This is a genomic window from Janthinobacterium lyxosi (assembly GCF_051380665.1).
GTDB lineage: Bacteria > Pseudomonadota > Gammaproteobacteria > Burkholderiales > Burkholderiaceae_D > Janthinobacterium.
The window spans coordinates 234521-249865 of the sequence record NZ_JBNYXM010000008.1; the positions used below are offsets into that span (position 1 = coordinate 234521).

Annotated in this window: 15 protein-coding genes and 1 pseudogene; 14 read left to right on the forward strand and 2 right to left on the reverse strand. The window is 63.3% G+C overall.

Going from position 1 to position 15345, the window contains the following annotated elements; all coding sequences use genetic code 11:
• The first annotated feature begins 56 nt into the window (after positions 1-56).
• From flgB to ACQ4WP_RS11010, 13 genes are all read left to right on the forward strand, one after another.
• Positions 57-506 carry a flagellar basal body rod protein FlgB gene (gene flgB / locus ACQ4WP_RS10950; RefSeq protein WP_436520464.1) on the forward strand — a complete coding sequence of 150 codons (450 nt, stop codon included), beginning with the start codon at positions 57-59 and terminating at the stop codon, positions 504-506.
• 2 nt (positions 507-508) lie between these two features.
• Positions 509-910: a flagellar basal body rod protein FlgC gene (gene flgC / locus ACQ4WP_RS10955; RefSeq protein WP_034754081.1), complete on the forward strand. Its 402-nt coding sequence runs from the start codon at positions 509-511 to the stop codon at positions 908-910.
• Positions 911-925: 15 nt separating this feature from the next.
• Entirely contained in the window at positions 926-1624 is a 699-nt protein-coding gene (locus ACQ4WP_RS10960; protein WP_436520466.1) for a flagellar hook assembly protein FlgD, read from the forward strand.
• 54 nt (positions 1625-1678) lie between these two features.
• On the forward strand, positions 1679-3226 hold the full coding sequence (locus tag ACQ4WP_RS10965) for a flagellar hook protein FlgE (protein ID WP_436520468.1): 1548 nt from the start codon (positions 1679-1681) through the stop codon (positions 3224-3226).
• A gap of 57 nt (positions 3227-3283) precedes the next feature.
• The gene (locus ACQ4WP_RS10970) at positions 3284-4027 is read left to right on the forward strand and encodes a flagellar basal body rod protein FlgF (protein WP_353660366.1); all 744 of its coding nucleotides are present in this window, start codon (positions 3284-3286) and stop codon (positions 4025-4027) included.
• Positions 4028-4099: 72 nt separating this feature from the next.
• Positions 4100-4882, forward strand: a complete 783-nt coding sequence (flgG, locus tag ACQ4WP_RS10975) for a flagellar basal-body rod protein FlgG (RefSeq protein WP_436520470.1) — start codon at positions 4100-4102, stop codon at positions 4880-4882.
• A 50-nt stretch (positions 4883-4932) separates the two neighbouring features.
• Positions 4933-5583, forward strand: coding sequence for a flagellar basal body L-ring protein FlgH (locus ACQ4WP_RS10980; protein WP_436520472.1), 651 nt, complete (start codon positions 4933-4935; stop codon positions 5581-5583).
• A 2-nt stretch (positions 5584-5585) separates the two neighbouring features.
• The gene (locus ACQ4WP_RS10985; RefSeq protein ID WP_436520474.1) at positions 5586-6701 is read left to right on the forward strand and encodes a flagellar basal body P-ring protein FlgI; all 1116 of its coding nucleotides are present in this window, start codon (positions 5586-5588) and stop codon (positions 6699-6701) included.
• Positions 6702-6711: 10 nt separating this feature from the next.
• A complete protein-coding gene (gene flgJ / locus ACQ4WP_RS10990; RefSeq protein ID WP_436520476.1) occupies positions 6712-7638 on the forward strand; it encodes a flagellar assembly peptidoglycan hydrolase FlgJ in 927 nt (308 codons plus the stop codon).
• A gap of 88 nt (positions 7639-7726) precedes the next feature.
• On the forward strand, positions 7727-9694 hold the full coding sequence (gene flgK / locus ACQ4WP_RS10995) for a flagellar hook-associated protein FlgK (RefSeq protein ID WP_436520478.1): 1968 nt from the start codon (positions 7727-7729) through the stop codon (positions 9692-9694).
• 51 nt (positions 9695-9745) lie between these two features.
• Positions 9746-10987, forward strand: a complete 1242-nt coding sequence (flgL, locus tag ACQ4WP_RS11000) for a flagellar hook-associated protein FlgL (RefSeq protein WP_436520480.1) — start codon at positions 9746-9748, stop codon at positions 10985-10987.
• Positions 10988-11155: 168 nt separating this feature from the next.
• Entirely contained in the window at positions 11156-11599 is a 444-nt protein-coding gene (locus ACQ4WP_RS11005) for a MarR family winged helix-turn-helix transcriptional regulator (RefSeq protein ID WP_436520482.1), read from the forward strand.
• A gap of 48 nt (positions 11600-11647) precedes the next feature.
• Positions 11648-12907 carry an MFS transporter gene (locus tag ACQ4WP_RS11010; protein WP_436520484.1) on the forward strand — a complete coding sequence of 420 codons (1260 nt, stop codon included), beginning with the start codon at positions 11648-11650 and terminating at the stop codon, positions 12905-12907.
• 9 nt (positions 12908-12916) lie between these two features.
• On the opposite strand, the pseudogene ACQ4WP_RS11015 reads toward ACQ4WP_RS11010, so the two are convergent.
• Positions 12917-13763 (reverse strand): annotated as a pseudogene (locus ACQ4WP_RS11015) (LysR family transcriptional regulator ArgP).
• Positions 13764-13913: 150 nt separating this feature from the next.
• Between ACQ4WP_RS11015 and ACQ4WP_RS11020 the strand changes: the two are divergent.
• Positions 13914-14477, forward strand: coding sequence for a LysE/ArgO family amino acid transporter (locus ACQ4WP_RS11020; protein WP_436520486.1), 564 nt, complete (start codon positions 13914-13916; stop codon positions 14475-14477).
• A 9-nt stretch (positions 14478-14486) separates the two neighbouring features.
• On the opposite strand, the gene fliR is transcribed toward ACQ4WP_RS11020, so the two are convergent.
• Positions 14487-15338 (reverse strand): flagellar biosynthetic protein FliR, encoded by an 852-nt coding sequence (gene fliR, locus ACQ4WP_RS11025; protein WP_436520488.1) that lies wholly within the window; start codon positions 15336-15338, stop codon positions 14487-14489.
• Positions 15339-15345 lie beyond the last annotated feature (7 nt).

Below are 15345 nucleotides of genomic sequence, written 5' to 3' on the forward strand. Positions count from 1 at the left end.
TACCGCCATCCTTCCGCCATCTCAGGCGCCAGTGGCAGATCTTTCCGGAGCCTGACATGATAGGGAAACTCGACGATTACATGCGCTTCAACGAGACGGCGCTGAGCCTGCGCTCGACGCGCCAGGAATTGCTCGCCTCGAATATCGCCAATGCCGATACGCCCAACTACAAGGCGCGCGATGTCGATTTCGCCAGCGCGCTGAAGGGGGCGATGGCGCGCAAGGATGGCGTGCAGCCGGCCCTGAAGGGCACGGCGCCGCAGCATATGCCGGGCAAGGGCGTCGCCGCCACCGCTGGCAGCACGGGTAGCAAGGTCGAGACCCTGGCTGACGGCACGCCGCTGTTGTACCGCGCGCCGTCCCAGGGCGCCGTCGACGGCAATACGGTGGATATGGATCTCGAACGCAACGCCTTTGCCGACAACGCCATCCGCTACGAGGCGGCCGTGACCTTCCTCAACTCGCAGATCAAGGGCATGCTGACGGCCATCCAGGGAGGACAATAATCATGTCGCTATTTAATATCTTCAATGTGTCAGGTTCGGCCATGAGCGCCCAGGCGCAGCGCCTGAACACGGTGGCCAGCAACCTGGCCAATGCTGACAGCGCCACCAGCGCCACGGGCGAAGCCTACCGCGCCAAGCAGGTGGTGTTCGAGGCCGTGCCCATGGCCAACGGCGCCACGGCCGTCAAGGTGCAGAAGGTGATCGAAGACCCGTCGCCGATGAAGCTGGTCTACGACCCGAAGAACCCGCTGGCCGACGAGAAGGGTTACGTCACCATGCCCAACGTAAATACGGTCGACGAGATGGTCAACATGCTGTCGGCTTCGCGCTCCTACCAGACCAACGTGGAAACCATGAACGCGGCCAAGTCGCTGCTCCTGAAAACCCTTACCATTGGCCAATAAGGCTGACTGACTATTATGGCAACCATCGATACCAGTACCGCCACCGTCACCGACCTGATGGCGACGATGAATCCGAAGAAGACGACGGCCGCGAAGGGCAGCGTCGAGGAGGAAACGAACAAATTTCTGACCCTGCTGGTGACCCAGCTGCAAAACCAGGACCCGATGAACCCGCTGGACAATGCACAGCTGACCAGCCAGCTGGCACAGCTGTCCACGGTGACGGGCGTCAACAAGCTCAATACCACCCTGGAAACGCTGAAGACCAGTTACCAGCAGGCCGAATCCATGCAGGCGGCCAATATCATCGGCCACGGCGTGTTGACGGCAGGCAAGAACATTACCCTGAGCAAGAGCGCGGCCCTGCTGGGCGTGGACCTGGCGACGCCGGCCGATAGCGTCAAGGTCATCATCTACAACAGCACGGGCAAGGAAGTCCATTCCATCGACCTGGGCCCGCAGGATGCGGGTACCTTGCCGCTGGGCTGGAACGGCTCTACCGCCGACCTCGACAAGGATGGCAAGAACATCGTGCTGCCGGACGGCGCCTACACCTTCTCGGTGGAAGCCAAGCGCGGCGGCGCCAAGCTCACGGATGCAGCGGCGCTGATGTTCGGTTCGGTCGCCAGCGTGTCGACGGGCGCGGGTGGCGTGAAATTGAATGTGCCGGGCGTGGGCAGCATCACCATGGCCGATGTGAAACAGATTTTGTAAGCCGCTTATTTGTAGCGTAGACCCTCTACCCCTATTTTCTACCAGGAGAACACAATGTCTTTCCAACAAGGCCTGAGCGGCTTGAATGGCGCCGCCAAATCGCTGGACGTCATCGGCAACAACATCGCCAACTCGGCCACCGTGGGTTTCAAGCAGTCGCAGGCGCAGTTTGCCGACATCTATGCCAACTCGCTGTATGGCGTGGGCGGCAACCAGCCCGGCATCGGCGTGTCCGTGTCGCAAGTAGCGCAGCTGTTCAACCAGGGTAATCTGGAGAGTTCGTCGAATCCGCTCGACATCGCCATCAATGGCGGCGGTTTCTTCCGCACCAGCGTGAACGGCGCCATCCAGTATTCGCGCAACGGCCAGTTCCAGGTCGACAAGAGCGGCTTCATCATCAATGCCCAGAAAGCCCAGCTGACGGGCTATCCGGCCGATGTGAACGGCAAGATCCTGGCCGGCGCCACCGTGCCCCTGCAGATCGACCCGTCCGACATGGCGCCGAAGGCGACTACCAAGGTCGATACCCAGGTCAACCTCGATTCCAAATCGGCCATGCCGACCGTGGTGCCGTTCAGCGTGGGCGAGCAAAACTCGTGGACCAAGCAGTTCCCCGTGCCGGTCTTCGATTCGCTGGGCAATTCCCACACCATGTCCAATTTCTACGTCAAGACGAATACCAATACCTGGGATGTCTACACGGCTACTGACGGCAAGGAAATTACCAGCGCGAAAGTGGCGGCGGCGGCGCAGACCGATTCCGCCTCGCTGATCGCACGCGCCGCCTACCAGGCCGCCGTCACGGCCGTGCCGCTGGTGGCCGCGAATATCACGACCGCCGCCGTCGCCTACGGCAATGCGGCCGGCGCCGCCGTGCGCGCCGCCGCCGTCACGGCCGGCGCCAGCACGGCCCAGTTGAATGCCATCAGCGCCACCTATGGCAGCGCCGTGCCCAACGGCGTCAATTCCAGCCTGACGCCAGACCAGATCGACGCCAATATCGCCTCGGTGACGGAGGTGCCGGCCGTGAAGACGGGGGCGCTGGTGTTTAACAGCGTCGGCAACCTGGACAAGGCCGCCATGCTGGCGCTGAATCCGCCGCAAACCATGCCGGTGACGGTGAACTTGCCCGTATTTCCCGCCACGGGCGCGAATGCGAACCTGGCGATCAAGGTCGACTTCAGCAATTCCACCCAGCTCAGTTCGTCCACCAGCGAAAAGCGCACCGTGGCCGATGGCTACGCGGCCGGCCAGCTGAGCCGTTTCGTGGTGGGTGCCGATGGCGTGATCCAGGGCCAGTATAACAATGGCAAGACGCGCGACCTGGGCCAGGTGGTATTGACCAAGTTTTCCAATCCGAATGGCCTCGAGCCGCTGGGCAACAATGCCTGGGCGGAAAGCTCGACCTCGGGCAGCCCCATGACGGGCGAGCCGAGCTCGGGCGGCCTGGGCGACTTGCGCGCCTCGGCCGTGGAAGTGTCGAACGTCGACCTGACGGCTGAACTGGTCAACATGATCACCGCCCAGCGCGCCTATCAGGCGAATGCGCAGACCATCAAGACGCAGGATTCGGTCCTGCAAACACTCGTCAACCTCCGCTAATAAGTTGACCGGGGGCATATGCCCCCGATTTTATTGTTGGTTTGGGAGAAAGAAAAAATGGACCGTCTCATCTACACCGCCGGCTCGGGCGCCAAGCACATCCTGGACAAGCAGGCGACCACCGCGAATAACCTGGCGAACGCCACCAGCACGGGTTTCCGTGCCCAGCTCGACTCGTTTCGCGCCGTGCCCGTGGTGGCCGATGGCATGATGCCGACGCGCGCCTTTGTCGTCGATTCGACGGTCGGTTCCGATTTCACGCAAGGTCCCATGCAGCACACGGGCCGCGCGCTCGACGTGGCCGTGGAAAACGGGGGCTGGATCGCGGTGCAGTCGGCCGACGGTTCCGAAGCCTATACGCGCAACGGCGCCTTCAAGCTCAATGAAAACGGCATGTTGCAGACGCAATCGGGACTGATGGTGCAGGGTGACACGGGGCCGCTGGCCATTCCGCCGGGTGTGACGGTGGCCATCGCCGGCGATGGCACGGTGGGCACGATTTCCACCGATGTGCCGCCGGGGCCATCGACGGTGCTGGGACGCATCAAGCTGGTCAACCCGCCCGAGCAGCAGCTGGTGCGCGGCGACGACGGCCTGTTCCGCCTGAAGGATGGCACGGTGGCGCAAGCCGACCAGGCCGTCAAATTGACCACGGGCGCGCTCGAAGGCAGCAATGTCAGCCCCGTCGACTCGATGGTCAGCATGATCGCCCTGGCGCGCCAGTTCGAAACACAAATGAGCTTGTTGAAGAATGCCGAGAATAACGCGGCGAAAGCCACCCAGATCCTCGCTTTGAATTGATAGAGCCGGTCGCATAATGGTCACATAGAAATAGTCTACAGGGCTGGCAAGCGCTGTTATTGGAGAAAAAACATGATTCGTTCCCTTTGGATAGCCAAGACCGGCCTGGAAGCGCAGCAGACGCAGATGGACGTGATCGCCAATAACCTGGCCAACGTCAGCACCACCGGCTTCAAGAAGTCGCGCGCCGTGTTTGAAGACTTGCTGTATCAAAATGTGCGCCAGCCGGGTGCGCAATCCTCGCAGCAAACCCAGCTGCCGTCGGGCTTGCAGATCGGCACGGGCGTGCGCACCGTGGCTACTGAACGCATCCATACCCAGGGCAATCCCCAGGCGTCGGGCAATTCGCGCGACGTGATGGTCAACGGTACCGGTTTCTTCCAGGTGCTGCTGCCCGATGGCGCCACCGCCTACACGCGCGACGGCTCCTTCCAGACGGATGCAAACGGTCAGATGGTGACCTCCGAAGGTTTCGTCATCCAGCCTGCCATCACCGTGCCGAGCAATGCGCTGAGCCTGACCGTGGCGCGCGACGGCACCGTCTCCGTTACCTTGCCCAATACCGTGGCGCCATCGCAGATCGGTTCCCTGCAGCTGACCACCTTCGTCAATCCGGCCGGCCTGGAGTCGAAGGGTGAAAACCTGTACATGGAAACGGGCGCCTCCGGCGTGGCACAGACGAATACCCCGGGCACGAATGGCGCCGGCGTGCTGATGCAGGGCTATATCGAGACCTCGAACGTCAACGTGGCCGAGGAAATGGTCAACATGATCCAGACGCAGCGCGCCTACGAGATCAACAGCAAGGCCATCACCACATCCGATCAAATGCTGCAGAAATTGTCGCAACTTTAATTTTCATAGTCGTCATGCCATCCGCCGCCGGATGGCAGCGGAGGTTCGTCATGCAATACCCCATCATCGCCCTGTTGTCCGCAGTCCTGCTGTCCGGCTGCGCCATCACGCCCACCTCGATCGTGCAATATCCGACCACCACGCGCGCGCCGATGCCCGAACCGGTGGTCGTCAGCAACGGTTCCATCTACCAGCCGTCGACTTACCGTCCCGCGTTTGAAGACCGTCGCGCGCGCCACGTGGGCGACACCATGACGATCGCTATCACCGAGCGCACGAATGCCGTCAAGGCAGGCGCCAGTTCCGGCAACAAGTCCGGCAGCGTGGGCTTCAGCACGCCGGGCATGCTGCAGGGGCGCCTGGGCGGCAGCGTCTCGGCGAATGGCGCAACGAAATTTGCCGATGGCGACAACCAGTCCGCCAGCAACACGTTTTCCGGCGTGATCGGCGTGACGGTGATCGAGGTATTGCCAAACGGAAATCTCATCGTCGCCGGCGAAAAACAGATCGCCATGAACAAGGGTACGGAATTCATCCGCTTCTCGGGCATGGTCAATCCGGACACCATCGGCACGGGCAACGTCGTGCCCTCGACCCAGGTGGCCGATGCGCGCGTCGAGTACCGCACCAACAGCCAGATCGATCGCGCCGAAATGGCGTCGATGGCGTCGCGCTTCTTCCTCAGCCTGCTGCCGTTCTGATCATGGCGACCTTGACCTTCCCCCGCTTTTTAGCCATGTTCGGCCTGGCCGTCTCCCTGCTGGCGCCCGTGGCGCAGGCCGAGCGCCTGAAAGACCTGGCCAGCATTGCCGGCGTGCGCCAGAATCAGCTGATGGGCTATGGCCTTGTCGTCGGCCTCGACGGCAGTGGCGACCAGACCACGCAAACGCCATTCACCATCCAGAGCGTGGCGGCGATGCTGCAGCAGCAAGGTATCAACTTGCCGCAAGGCACCAGCTTGCAATTGAAGAACGTGGCCGCCGTCATGGTGACGACGTCCTTGCCCGCCTTTGCCCAGCCGGGCCAGATGCTGGACGTGACCGTGTCGTCGATGGGCAATGCGAAAAGCTTGCGCGGCGGCACGTTATTGATGACGCCATTGAAGGGCGCCGATGGCCAGGTGTATGGCATGGCGCAGGGCAATGTGCTGGTGGGCGGCGTGGGCGCGCAGGCGGCCGGCAGCTCCGTCACCGTCAATCATTTGAGCGTGGGCCGCATCTCGGGCGGTGCCACGGTCGAGCGCAGCGTCGCTTCGGTGCTGGGTGCCAACAATACGATACGCCTGGAATTGAATGCCACCGATTTTTCCACTGCCAGCCGGGTCGTCGACGCCATCAACAGCCGCTACGGTGCAGGCACGGCCGCCGCGCTGGACGGGCGCGTGATCCAGGTGCAGTCGCCGGGCGGCAGCGACCAGCGCGTGACATTCCTGGGCCAGCTGGAAAGCATCGAAGTCAATCCAGCCCGCCTGGCAGCCAAGGTCATCATGAATGCGCGCACCGGTTCCGTGGTGATGAACCAGTCCGTGACCCTGGAAACATGCGCCATTTCGCATGGCAACCTGTCCGTCACCATCAATGTCGAGCCGCAGGTGAGCCAGCCGGCGCCCCTGTCGGGCGGGCGCACGGTGGTCACGCAGACGGCACAGATCGATATCAAGAAGGAACCGGGCAAGGTCATGCTGGTCAAGGGTGGCGCTTCGCTGTCCGACGTGGTGAAAGCCTTGAATGCCATCGGCGCCTCGCCGCAAGACTTGCTGGCCATCCTGCAGGCGATGAAGGCGGCCGGTTCGCTGCGCGCCGAACTTGAAATCATTTGATGGGCACGCCATGATCAGCCAAACCGACCTCAGCAATACCGCCGCCTATGACGTCAAGGGCATGGATGGCTTGCGCCAGTCCGCCAAGGCGAAAGACCCTGCCGCCCTGAAAGAGGCGGCCACGCAATTCGAAGCCATGTTCATCAATATGATGATGAAAAGCATGCGCGAAGCCTCGCCGCAGGACGGCATCATGGATAGCCAGCAAAGCAAGATGTACACCTCGATGCTGGATCAGCAGACGAGCCAGAACCTGGCCAAGCGGGGCACGGGCCTGGCGGATGTGCTGATCCGCCAACTGTCGTCGTCGAACCAGGCGCTGGCTGCCGATGGCGCTGAAGCGCCGTCGCCCCGCTCGTCGAGCATGGCGCAGGCGCTGGCCGCGTTCCGCCAGCAGCAGGGCGCGCTGACCGACGGCGCGGCCAGCGCCACCGGCACCGGCAAGACCCTGAGCGACAAGGCCAACGCCACGCAGGCGCCGCACGTGCGCGCCTTCCAGGAAAAGCTGGGCGTGCATGCGGAAGAAGCCAGTCGCGCCACCGGCATCCCGGCCAAGTTCATGCTGGGCCAGGCGGCGCTGGAAACGGGCTGGGGCAAGCGCGAAATCATCAGCCGCGACGGTAGCAGCAGCCACAACCTGTTCGGCATCAAGGCCACGGGCGACTGGAAGGGCAAGGTCGCGGAAGCCGTCACCACGGAATATGTGAATGGCAAGGCGCAACGCAAGGTGGAAAAATTCCGCGCCTATGACAGCTACGCGGACAGTTTCAAGGATTATGCGCAGTTGATTACCAACAACAAGCGCTATGAAAAAGTGCTGGCCAGCGCGGGCGACGCCAGCACGTTCGCTCAGGGTTTGCAAAAGGCCGGCTACGCGACGGACCCGAATTACGCTGCCAAATTGACAAAGATCATCAAGCATTCGCTGGTCGGTTAATCCGCCTCCATACCCATGTGCAGGCCGCGCGTTTCAAGTTTTCGCCGCGACTGCCGTAAATACATTTGACGGTAACCAATAAGACACCATGACTTCGAATCTACTCAGCATCGGTAAGAGCGGTTTGCTTGCAGCGCAGGTGGGCCTGTCGACGACCGGGCATAACATCACCAATGCGAATGTACCCGGGTACAATCGCCAGACGGTGCTGCAGCAGACTTCGCAGTCGAACTATGCCGGCTATGGCTTCATCGGCACGGGCACGGAAGTGTCGCAGATCAAGCGCCAGTACGACAGCTTCATGGCCACCCAGGTCAATGGCGCACAAAGCGCCACCAGCGCGCTCGATAGCTATTACACGCAGATCAGCCAGATCGACAACTTGCTGGCCGATCCCACGGCGGGCTTGTCGCCCGCCCTGCAAGACTTCTTCAAGGGCGTGCAGGATTTCAGCGCCAATCCGTCTTCGGTCGCCTCGCGCCAGGCGCTGCTGTCGAGCGCCGGCTCGCTCACTTCCCGTTTCCAGGGCTTGAGCGCGCGCCTGACGGAGATCGGCGACGGCGTCAATTCGCAGATCACGTCGAATGTGACGGTGATTAACACCTATGCCAAGCAGCTCGCCGAGCTGAACAAGTCGATTTCCCAGTTGTCGGTCGATGCCAGCAACCAGCCCAACGATCTGCTGGACCAGCGCGATCAGCTGATCACGGAATTGAACAAATATGTCAAGGCGACGGTGCAACCCGCTGCCAACAATACCGTGACCATTTCCATCGGCGCGGGCCAGCCGCTGGTGGTGGCGGACCGCAGCTTCGAGCTGGCGGCTACGCCTTCGCGGACGGACCCGAACCGCATAGAGGTGGGCTATGTCACGGGCAGTACCGTCAGCGTGCTGCCGGACAGCTCCCTGACCGGCGGTTCGCTGGGCGGCTTGCTGGATTTCCGCAACGGCACCCTGGACAATGTCCAGAACTCCCTGGGCAAGGTGGCCATCGCGCTGGCCAGCACTTTCAATGATCAGCACAAGCTGGGCCAGGACTTGAATGGCGCCATGGGCGGCGACTTTTTCAAGATACCCGACCCCGTGATCGGCGCCGACCGCGGCAACAACGCCAGCAGCACCACCGTGCTGTCGGCCAAGGTCAGCGACCCCACCAAGCTGACGGCCAGCGATTACAGCCTGAAATACGATGGCAGCAATTATGTGGTGACGCGCGAATCCGACGGTGCGCACACCATCATCAATCCGTATCCGCAAACGGGGCCGCAAACCATCGACGGCGTCGATTTCTCGATCTCGGGCACGGCCGCCCAAGGCGACAACTACGTCATCAAACCAACGGCGAATGGCGCGGCCGGCATGGCCGTGCTGATCACCGACCGCAACAAGATCGCCGCCGCCGCCCCCATCGCCACCTCGGCGCCGGTGGCCAATACGGGCACGGGCAAGCTCAGTGCAGGCTCCGTCGACAAGGCATACCTGACCCCGGGTAATGCCCTGACGGGTCCCCTGACCTTGACATATGACAAGGCGACGACCTCGCTGACGGGTTTCCCGGCCGGCCAGGCGGTGACGGTCAAGGGCTTGAATGGCGCCACCACGACTTATCCGGCCGGGACGGCGAACATCCCGTATACGGAAGGCGATAGCCTCAGCTTTGGCGGCATCAATGTCAGTATGACGGGCGCGCCGGCGCAGGGCGATAAATTCACCATTGCGCCGAACTCGGGTGGTGTGGGCGATAACCGCAACGCCGCGCTGCTGGCGGGCTTGCAGACGAAGAACATCCTCGATGGCGGCAATGCCACGTTCCAGGGTTCGTATGCGCAAACCGTCAGTTTCGTGGGCAACAAGACACGTGAAGTACAGGTCAGCGGCCTGGCCAGCCTGGCCTTGCTGCAGCAGACCAGTACCCAGCAGCAGGCCGTTTCCGGCGTCAACCTCGATGAAGAGGCGGCCAACCTGCTGCGTTACCAGCAGTCCTATCAGGCGTGCGGCAAGGTCATGCAGATCGCCAGCACCCTGTTCGACGTGGTGATCGGCCTGGGACGTTAATCAATTTTTGCCGCGACGTAGCGCGCGGCGGCTTTCTGGAAGGGCAGCATCATGCGCATCAGCACACGAATGATTTATGACCAGGGCAGCTCGCAGCTGAACAATCTGCAGGGCGCCTTGAACCGTACGCAGATGCAGCTGTCGTCGAACCGTCGCAATCTGACGCCGGCCGACGATCCGATCGCCTCGGCGCGCGCGCTGGAAGTGACGCAGTCGCAATCGATCAATACCCAGTTCGTGACGAACCGCTCGAACGCGAAGAATTTCCTGTCGCAGGAAGAGCTGGCATTGGCCAGCACGGGTTCACTGATTGCGGACGTGAAAGACCTGGTCGTCAAGGCCGGCAATCCTGCGCTGAAAGACGTCGACCGCGACACCTTGGCGAAGGAGCTGGAAGGGCGGCTGACCGACTTGCTGGGCATCGCGAACACGGCCGACGGCGCCGGCGGCTACCTGTTTTCCGGCTATAAATCCACCACCCAGCCATTCAGCCAGACGCCGGCGGGCGCCACCTATGTGGGCGACCAGGGCCAGCGCGAATTGCAGGTGGGCTCGGCGCGCTACCTGGCGACCAGCGATTCCGGCGCCGCCGTCTTTGAAAATAACCTGACCGGCAATGGCAAGTTCACCACGGCCGCCGCCGCCGCCAACTTCACGCGCGGCGGTTCTGGCATCGTTTCGGGCGGCACGGTGACGGACCCGACGGCATTGACGGGACATAAATACTCCATCGACTTCAAGGTCGCGGGCACGGGTACTACTGCCGTCACCACGTACACCGTCACGGACGCCACGCTGGGCCAGACGGTACCGAATCCCGCCGTGCCCATCCCCTACAAGACGGGCGACACCATCACCTTCGACGGCCAGCAAGTCAACATCACGGGTGCGCCGGCGGACCAGGACAGCTTTACGCTGGAGCCGAGCGCCAAGGAATCGCTGTTTACCACCGTGAAAAACCTGATCGGCGTGCTGCGCCAGACGACCACTGGCGACGCGGGCCAGGCGCGCCTGACGAACGGCTTGAACGCGGCCCACAATATACTCGACACGGCCTACGACAATGTGCTGTCGGTGCGCACCGAAGTGGGCGCGCGCATGAAGGAGCTCGATTATCTCGACAGCGCAGGCGACGACCTCGACCTCCAGTACGCCACCACCCTGTCGGACCTGCAGGACCTGGACATGGTGAAAGCCATTTCCACCTTCACCCAGCAGCAGGTCACCCTGCAGGCGGCGCAGAAAACGTTCACCTCGATCTCGGGCCTGTCGCTGTTCAATTACATCAGCTAAGCGCTCGGTATCGGCTGGATGAACGGCAAGCCGGGGCAGGGAGAATACCTCCCGCCCCGGCTTTTTTACGTGCGTAAAATGGCCGTCTTGACAATATATGCAGGCAAACTGTGCAGTCTACCTGTTTATCTGTTATAGTGGAGGCCGTTGATCCACACCACGGCTACCATGACCACTTTGCAAGAAGACCACGAACAAGTGCTGCAACTGGCCGGCGACTTGCGCATTCTCATCGGCAAATTGCGCCGCCGCCTGCGCGAGGAAGCGCATCTTGGGGATGTCAGCATGTCGCAGGCGTCCGTGCTGAGCCGCCTTGAGCGCGACGGCCCGGCCACCGCCAGCAGCCTGGCGCGCGCCGAAGGCATGCGGCCCCAGTCGATGGCCGCCACCGTGCAAGCGTTGACGCAAGCGCGCATGGTGACGGGTTCGCCCGATCCGCTTGATGGCCGGCAGACGCTATTGACCCTGACGGACAGTTGCCGCGCCTGGATCGCGGCCAGCCGCGCCGCGCGCGAGGACTGGCTGGCGCGCACCATTGAAACCCGGCTCACGCCGGACGAAGTTACCGAACTGAACCATGCGGTGGCATTACTCAAACGCTTGGCGCAGTGATCCGCTGAATTTTCCACCACGACCCCGGCAAGGAGCCCGCACGCCCAGATGAACAACACCTTCCGTTCGCTACGCATTCCCAATTACCGTATCTGGGCCGCTGGCGCCCTGGTGTCGAATATCGGCACCTGGATGCAGCGCACGGCGCAGGATTGGTTGGTGCTGAGCGAATTGACGCAGCACAATGCCAGCGCCGTCGGCATCGTCATGGCCTTGCAATTCGGCCCGCAACTGCTGTTGCTGCCCCTGACGGGGATGGCAGCCGACTTGCTCGACCGCAGGAAATTGCTGCTGTGCACGCAGGCGGCCATGGGCTTGCTGGCGCTGGGACTCGGGATCTTGTGCATCAGCGGCCTGGTACAACTGTGGCATGTGTATGTGTTTGCTTTCCTGCTGGGCTGCGTGACGGCCTTCGATTCGCCCGTGCGTCAGACGTTTGTTGCCGAAATCGTCGGCGAGGAAGACCTAACGAACGCTGTGGCGCTCAATTCCACCTCATTCAATGCGGCGCGCATGTTGGGCCCCGCGGTAGCAGGACTGCTGATCAGCAGCGTCGGCAGCGGCTGGGTCTTCATCATCAACGCCGCCTCGTTTGCCGCCGTGATCGGTTCGCTGTTGCTGCTGCGCGTGCAATTGCTGCGCCGCGCGCCGCGTATCAAGGCCACGCGCGCCAGCCTGGGCGAGGGTTTCCGCTACGTGCGCCAGCGGCCCGACCTGATGGCCATCCTGCTGATGCTGTTCCTGATCGGCACCTTTGGCTTGAATTTCCCCATCTTCCTCTCGACCATGTCGGTGGCGGCCTTCCATGCGGGCGCCGGCCAGTATGGCGTGCTCAGTTCCATCATGGCTTGCGGCTCCGTGGCCGGCGCGCTGCTGGCGGCGGGCCGTGGCCAGCCTACGCTTGCCTTGCTGCTGGGGGCGGCGGCGCTGTTCGGCCTGGCCTGCGCGCTGGCGGCCGTGATGCCCAATTACTGGCTGTTCGGCATGATGCTGGTGGTCATCGGCATCGCCGCGCAAACGTTTACCACCAGCGTCAACAGCAGCGTGCAATTGTCGACGGCGCCCGCCATGCGGGGCCGCGTGATGGCGATCCTGCTGGCCATCTCGGCAGGTGGCACGCCGCTGGGCGCGCCCGTCGTGGGCTGGGTGGCCGATACCTTCGGCCCGCGCTGGGCGCTGGGCATAGCCGCCCTGTCGGGGCTGGCGGCGGCGCTGGTCGGCGTGCGCTACCTGGTCAAACATCATCAGTTGCGTTTGAATGTCGATGTGCGGCGCTGGCGCTTCGTATTCAGCAGCGACCAGCCCTGAGCCTGGCAATCAGGGCGGCAGCAGGCCCGTGCGGGCGGCGGCCAGGATGGCTGCGCTCAAACCGTCGAGCAGGCCGGACGCGACGCGTGCCGTATGCCAGTGCAGGGGCACATCCAGGGGCGTAGCGGGCAGCAGTTCGACCAGTGCGCCCGTGTCAAGGCTGGATCAGCGCCTGCGGGTGCAAGCCCCAGCCCATGCCGGCCAGGGCGGCGATGACGAAGGCATGCGAGGAAGGCAGGGCATGGCGTGGCCGTTCCGCATGCCGGCGGCACAGGCGCCGCACCCAGCGCGATTGCAACTCATCCTTGGCATTGAATACCAGGCTGGCGGCGCCCACGCCGTGGGTAAAATACCGCTGCAGGAAGGCGGGAGTGGCGGCCGCCAGGTAGCGCATGGCGCCCAGCGGGCGGCTGTTGCAGCCCGATGCAGGCCGGGCCGCGGCGCTGACTGCCGCCAGCACGGCGCCGCTGCGCAGCCATTCGGCCGTATGGTCTTGGTCGTCGACAGCCACTTGCAGCAGCACCGGGTGCTCGGCCGCGAAGGCGGTGATGGCAGGCGCCAGCCAGGTGGCCAGGCTGCCGGCATTCACGGCGACGGGCACAGTAGCGCGCGACAGGCCCTGCGCGGCCAGCGCCGGCAAGGTCCCCTGCAAATCCTGTTCGAGCAATTGCACCTGGTCCACATGCTGGCACAAGCGCCGGCCCGTTTCCGTGGCGCGGCAGGGCTGGTCGCATATCACCAGCGCGCAGCCGACACGCTCATCCAGCAGGCGGATGCGCTGCGAAATGGCCGATGGCGTCACGTGCAAGGCGCGTGCCGCTCGCTCGAAACTGCCTTCACTGATGACGGCGGCCAGGGCGCCAAGGGCGGCATGCGAGCATGAATGACATTTTTCTTAATTGGCTGTGGAAAAGGTGGTTTGCCTTCATTTTGTGCGACTGGCAAGATCGCCGCATGACACTTTCCGCCACCGCCCCAACACGCCTTTTCCGTTTTTCTCCAGGGCTTGACCCTGGGCCTGGGACTCATCGTTGCCATCGGCTCGCAAAATGCCTTTGTCTTGCGGCAAGGCTTGCGCCGCGAACACGTGGGCGCCATCGTGCTGTTTTGCGCCTTGGCGGACGCGGTGCTGATTGCTGCCGGCGCGCTGGCGCTGGGCGGCGCCGCTTTCCTGGCAGTGTATGGCTGGCAAGCCTTGCGGCGCGCCCGCCGGCCGCAGCAACTGCGCGCCGCCGACGGCGGAGTGGGATGGGGCCTGGGCGCCATCCTGGCCCAGGCGGCGGCGTTTACCTTGCTGAATCCCCATGTGTCTCTGGATACGGTATTACTGGTGGGCAGTATTGGCGCCCAGCAACCTGGCGTGCTGCGCGGCTGCTTCATCGCCGGCGCCAGCGCGGCCAGCTTGCTGTGGTTTGCATCCCTGGGCGATGGCGCGCGCTGGCTGGCGCCGTGGTTTGCGCGGCCCCGGGCCTGGCAGGTGCTCGATGGCTTGAACGGCGTGACCATGTTCGTGCTGTCCGCGCTGCTGCTGCTGCTGCTGCTGCTGCTGCTGCGCCAAGCGCTGGGCTGATAGCCCTGATCAGCGCGCCGGCGCCGGCGGCGCGGGACGCAGGAAATTCGGCGGCGCGGGCGGCGGTGGCCGGTCGCGCGTGGCGAAGCCGCGCGGCAGCAGGCGCGCCGTTTCTATGCCGCGCAGGAACATGTTCTGGAAGGGCGTGGCCAGGTAGGGCAGGACCATGCCGATCACCAGCAAGCCCACGCCCAGGGTGACGGGGAAGCCGATACCGAAAATGTTCAGCTGCGGCGCGGCGCGCGTCAAAATGCCCAGCGCCACGTTGGTCAGCAGCAAGGCAGCGATGATGGGCAGCGAAATTTGCAGGCCGGAACGGAAGATTTCCCCGCCCCAGGCCGCCAATTGCTGGAAACCGCCGCCGCTGATGGGACTCGATGAAATCGGCAGGCTGACAAAGCTTTCCGCCAGCGCCGCCAGCAAGACCAGGTGGCCGTTGACTGTCAGAAACATCAAGGTGGCCAGCATGACGAGGAACTGGCTGATGGCCGAAGACCTGCCCTTGGTTTGCGGGTCGAAGAAGGAGGCGAAGCCCAGGCCCATGGTGAGGCTGCTGAGTTCACCGGCCATTTCGATGGCGGAAAACACGATGCGGATGGAAAAGCCCATGGCCAGACCCACCAGCATCTCTTGCGTGAGGATCAGCAAACCGGGCAAGGACATCGGGTTGACGGCAGGCAAGGCCGGCACGGTGGGGGCGATGATCATGGCCAGCAGCGCGCCCAGGGTCACCTTCACGCTGGCCGGCACGGCCGCGTTGCCGAACAGGGGCGCGGCCGCGATCAAGCCGAGGATGCGGCTAAGCGGCCACAGCAGTGCTGCGATCCAGGTATTCAGTTCGATGCTCGACAGGGTCAGCATAGGAGGA